Origin of the sequence: Micromonospora sp. NPDC049580 (assembly GCF_040675595.1) — a bacterium.
In the GTDB taxonomy this organism is placed as follows: domain Bacteria; phylum Actinomycetota; class Actinomycetes; order Mycobacteriales; family Micromonosporaceae; genus Micromonospora.
Genome location: NZ_JBFAPG010000746.1, coordinates 1 through 1,936, shown reverse-complemented (window position 1 = coordinate 1,936; position 1,936 = coordinate 1). Strand labels below are relative to the sequence as shown.

At 71.3% G+C, this 1,936-nt stretch carries 2 protein-coding genes; both read left to right on the top strand.

Features of this window, described 5'->3' with window-relative positions; translation table 11 throughout:
• Positions 1-140 precede the first annotated feature (140 nt).
• A complete protein-coding gene (locus AB0J68_RS31690; protein WP_363942508.1) occupies positions 141-704 on the top strand; it encodes a SigE family RNA polymerase sigma factor in 564 nt (187 codons plus the stop codon).
• Positions 697-1,905, top strand: coding sequence for a hypothetical protein (locus AB0J68_RS31685; protein ID WP_363942506.1), 1,209 nt, complete (start codon positions 697-699; stop codon positions 1,903-1,905). Before AB0J68_RS31690 ends, AB0J68_RS31685 begins: the two co-directional genes overlap by 8 nt.
• Positions 1,906-1,936: the final 31 nt, after the last annotated feature.

Below are 1,936 nucleotides of genomic sequence, written 5' to 3'. Positions count from 1 at the left end.
CGCGGCCGTGTCGGCGTGCCAACCGTCGCGTCCCTCGTGCCGACTGTCAGATTCGCGGCCGTTCGGGCCGCAACCTCGTACGCCGCACTGAAGTGTTACCGGCGCCAGGGCACCGGCCCCGGCGCCAACGGGGAGGGGCAGTGACAGCAACGATGGGAGCCCGCGCCAACGAACCACCGGCGGCGTTGACGGCCGCAGGGCTGAACGCGGCGGCGATCACCTTCGACGACTTCTACCACGCGCACTTCCGGAGCGTGACCGCCCAACTGTGCGCGTACACGGGGGATCTGGGCCACGCTCAGGATCTGGCCCAGGAGGCGTTCTGCCGGGCGCTGGCGCGCTGGGACCGCCTGGTCCGGTACGACGATCCGGTGGCCTGGGTTCGCCGGGTCGCCTGGAACCTGGCCCGCAGCCGCTGGCGTCGGCTGCGCACGGCCCGCAACCACCTTCTGCGCCAGCGGCGCACCGAGGTCGAGGTGGACGGCCCGACACCGGACCGGGTGGCCATCGACGCGGCGCTCGCGCAATTGCCCGCCAACCACCGGCGGGCCGTCATCCTGCACTACCTGGCCGACCTGTCGGTCAATCAGATCGCTCTTCAGGAAGGGGTGGCCGAGGGCACCGTCAAGTCCTGGCTGCACCGCGGCCGGGCCGCCCTTGCCGGACTGCTGGACGAGAACACCGAGGGGGTGTCCGATGTCTGATCTCGAACCGCGGCTGCGCGAGCGGTTCGCCGCGTACCGCACCGATGTCACCACCCGGGTCGTCGGTCCCGGTCCCGACCAGGCCCGACGCACCCTGCGTCGGCGCCGGCAGACGAGGGTGGTGGCCGTCGCCGCGGCGGCGGTCGTCCTAGTGCTGGCACCGGTCGTCGCCAACGCCGCGCTGAAAGGCGACCGCACGCCGCCGGTCCCGGCCGAGTCCGTCGACCCGACGTCCCCGCCGACGACGGCACCGCCGCCGCCCACACCGTCGGTCAGCCAGTCGCCGAATTCCACACCCACGGCCGACCCCGACGCCCCGGACGGCCGGATCAGCCGGACGCAGCTGCTCGCTGCCCGCCTGGACCTGCCGGCCTGGCCGCCGATCGTGCCGTCGACCTGCACCACGTCGAAGGTGCGGCTGGTGACAAGCTCCATCAACAACTACATTCCGCTGCTCACCGACCTGAAGGTGAGCCACGCCGACCTGGACGGGGACGGCGCCGAGGAGACTGTCGCCGCCATCTCCTGCCGGTACGGCGAGGCGTCGGCGAAGCAGGTAGTCGCCTTCGACCGGGACGACAGTGGGCGGATCGTGACGCTCGGCAGAGTCGTGCGGACCACCGACGGTGTCGAGGACATTCGCGGCCTGGAGGTCACCGCGGCCGGCTCGGTCCAGGTGCGGGTGGCCGACCTGCAACCCTGCTGCGACACCCCGTCCTACTGGCCGCAGGAACAGCTGCGCACCTACCGGTTCACGGGGGGCCGGTTCACCCAGACCGACGGTCCCACCAAGTTCGGCAAGGATCCGCGCCTCACCGACCTGCGGTTGACCATGACCCACACGCTTGTCGACGCCCCGGGTGGCCGCAAGCTGACCACCGTCTTCACCGTGAAGAACGCGGGACCGGTCGATGCGGCACAGGTCGAGCTGCGCGGCTTCAACCTGGGTGAGCCGACGGGTGGCGACTGGTCCCGGTGCGACCCGAAGGTGGCGGCAGCAGACGACAACGACTCGTGCCTGCTGCCGGGGGTGCCGGCCGGTGAGTCGCGGCGCTACACCTTCGTGCACCTGATGCCCGACCGTTCGGGCGCCGACGCGATGACACGGGCCTTCCATGTCACGCACTTCGACGCTCAGGACCGACGGTGGCGCGATCTCAACGACAAGGACAACCGTGTGGAACTGCCCGGCGTGCTCTGAGCGGGACGTCCGGTGCCCCACCCCGATCGGG